Origin of the sequence: Modestobacter sp. DSM 44400 (genome assembly GCF_900107175.1) — a bacterium.
In the GTDB taxonomy this organism is placed as follows: domain Bacteria; phylum Actinomycetota; class Actinomycetes; order Mycobacteriales; family Geodermatophilaceae; genus Modestobacter.
Genome location: NZ_FNOZ01000135.1, coordinates 1 through 2,482 on the forward strand (window position 1 = coordinate 1; position 2,482 = coordinate 2,482).

Annotated in this window: 2 protein-coding genes; both read left to right on the top strand. The window is 60.4% G+C overall.

Translation table 11 applies throughout. The features are described 5' to 3' along the window. Positions 1 to 452 precede the first annotated feature (452 nt). Positions 453 to 1,106 (top strand): antirestriction protein ArdA, encoded by a 654-nt coding sequence (locus BLW04_RS25195; protein WP_091548362.1) that lies wholly within the window; start codon positions 453 to 455, stop codon positions 1,104 to 1,106. Between the two features lie 997 nt (positions 1,107 to 2,103). Further along, a complete protein-coding gene (locus BLW04_RS25200) occupies positions 2,104 to 2,319 on the top strand; it encodes a hypothetical protein (RefSeq protein WP_091548364.1) in 216 nt (71 codons plus the stop codon). The last annotated feature ends 163 nt before the right edge of the window (positions 2,320 to 2,482 follow it).

Sequence of the window (2,482 nt, forward strand, 5' to 3'; positions counted from 1 at the left end):
CCGATCCGTCACACCCCAATGCCATCCTGACGCCCACACGGGACCAGAAGCCGATGATCATGCTCCGCATCAAGATCACGGAAGATCGAGGCTAAGAGCATCAGGCCCGGTCAGCTTTGGCCGGGCCTCGCTCGCGTTGCTCGCTCGGCCAAAGAGAAATGTAGCCCTGCGGGCTCTGTTGTCGAGCGCTCTGCGCTCATGCGACGCCTGCCGGCGTCGTGGTGCCCACCCAGTTCGTCGCCTCAAGCGCTCCCGCCAACTTCTTGCGGCGGCATCTTCGGAGAGCGCTGCGCGCTCACTGCTTTTTTGTTCAACTCCGCCAAGCAACAAGTGGGCTTCCGCTGCTTGACCCGACGAACTGTGCGAGCAAAGGGCATTTGTCGTCTCCGCCAAAGAAGCGGAGACGCTTCGCTGAAAAGAAAAGAGCCCCGCACCGTTACCGCGGCCGGGGCATGAGCACCAAGGAGATACCCTTGAATACTGAGCAGATAATACCCAAGCCAGAGACCCGAATTTACGTCGCATCGTTGTCCGACTACAACGCCGGGATTCTGCACGGCGAGTGGATCGACCTACAGGGTAAGGACGTTGACGACGTGCACGCTGAAATTCAAGCGATGCTCTGTTCGTCTCCGTCTATAAAATATCTTTCCGCCGGGGTGCCCGAAGAATGGGTGATCCATGACTACGAGGGTTTCGGCCCGATCAACCTCGGTGAGTACGAAACCACAGAGACCGTTGTCGTCATTGCTGAACTGATCAACGAGCACGGTGGTGCCTTCGCTGTTTGGTATGCGATGAAGCGAGACGATATGGCGTCCTCACTTCTGAAGAGCTGGCCGAACACTTTGAGGAAAGCTTCTGCGGTGAGTACGAAAGTGAATTGGATTACGCCCAAGAGCTGGCCGAGGAGATTGGCTGTTTCAGCGTGGAGATCGGCTCATCGTCAATTAGCAAGCCAGTGGACGTGTTGGGGCGCTGGCCCTTCACCTGTATGGACTGGAACCGAGCGTGGCGGGAGCTGTCTTATGACGGTTATTGGACAGAACCCAGCGGCACCCCTAGGTATGGCGTGTACGTGTTCCGGAGCTAGCAAGAACTCCTGAGGGGGGCCCGGTCGAAATTTGGCCGGGCCTCGCTCGCTGGCGCTCGCTCGGCTTACCTTCGTCATCGGGGGCATAACTCAAGACATGGGCCTGCCCCCTCACGGATGAGACCTCTAGCAAAGTGGCCCGGGTGGGCCTCCACTGCTCTGCTCTAGGTGCTCTGTCGTAAGGGGGTAGATCCTCTGTCGGATCAAGTGGTCTTTTGAGACCACGGGTACGCCTCTCCCACCAACAACCTTTCGGTTGCTGCCCTGCTGTGTTCAACCGACGTGGGCTAGACGCCAGTTAGGTACACCTTGGACCCGGATGACCAACTCACCATGAATGGTTTGTTGGATGCTGCTCGATCGAGGTAGGGGGTGGCTGGGCTTGTAAAGGCTGTGGGGCCTTCTGCTCGCAGTTCCCTTTGCATCTCGGTACGACGTCAGCACGCCCGACCTGAGCGCCGCTGCAAGGCTTCTACAGCTGGTCTCGGCCGGTCTCGTTACGCGTGGGCAACCCTCCCAGGAGGGCGATCCGTTCTTGCTGTCATCCGGCCTTGCCGGGCATTTGGGCGTAAAAGGTGAGGGCCTTGGCGGAAACCCGCCACCAAAGCTTTTGCTTTGGCTACACTCCAAGTTGTTGAGGCTTGTGGTGTAACCAGTCTTTGGAATTGGGGTCGGAGCTTTGCTCCGGCCCTTTCCTTTTGTCCCGAGAGGCTTCGTAGTCTCCTAGTTGTCTGCGATCGAATTACATACTTGTCGTTATTGATCGTCGACCGGCGGATTTCGACAAACATTCCGACGCCGCCGTCGTTGACCGTCGCCTGGGCGGCGCCCCCCACACGGTGAGGCGGTCGTTCCGGTCGAGGTGATGCCAGCCTCGCTCGGAGGAAGGCAGGGCGTGGCGGTCACGCCAGCGTGTCGTCGGGCCGGGGTCATCGACGTCGGGCGAACTCTGAGTCGACTTGGGCGTGTCGGTGGCGACTTTCTGCAAGTGAGCGGACGAAGATCGCCCCATGGCGAAGATGGGACGTCCCTCGAAGGGGGACCGCACGGTCCTCTACTCCCGGGTCCCGACCAGCGTCGTCGAGCGCCTGAAGGCTGAAGCCGACGCCCGTGGGCTGCCCTACGCCGACGTTGTGGCCGAGATCCTCTGCGACCACTACGGCGAGGTCTACGAGTTCAGCCGCCCCGCCAACCCCAACCAGGAGCGCCTAGAGCTGACCGCCTAAACGCAGGAGGGCGGCTCCCTGGTGGGAACCACCCTCGCTTGCTAGATGCCGGATCGGTGCTCCAACACCGGGCCTTGCCCCCTGATCGTGGACACGCGATGTGTGCCTACGCGGCGAGCTGCAGCGTAGTCGGGCTGTAGCTCGTCTCGTAGGTGATGGGGCT

Bases quoted from the DNA above. Each gene is read 5' to 3' on its own strand.
- BLW04_RS25195 (WP_091548362.1), top strand. From the start codon at position 453: ATGAGCACCAAGGAGATACCCTTGAATACTGAGCAGATAATACCCAAG.
- BLW04_RS25200 (WP_091548364.1), top strand. From the start codon at position 2,104: ATGGCGAAGATGGGACGTCCCTCGAAGGGGGACCGCACGGTCCTCTAC.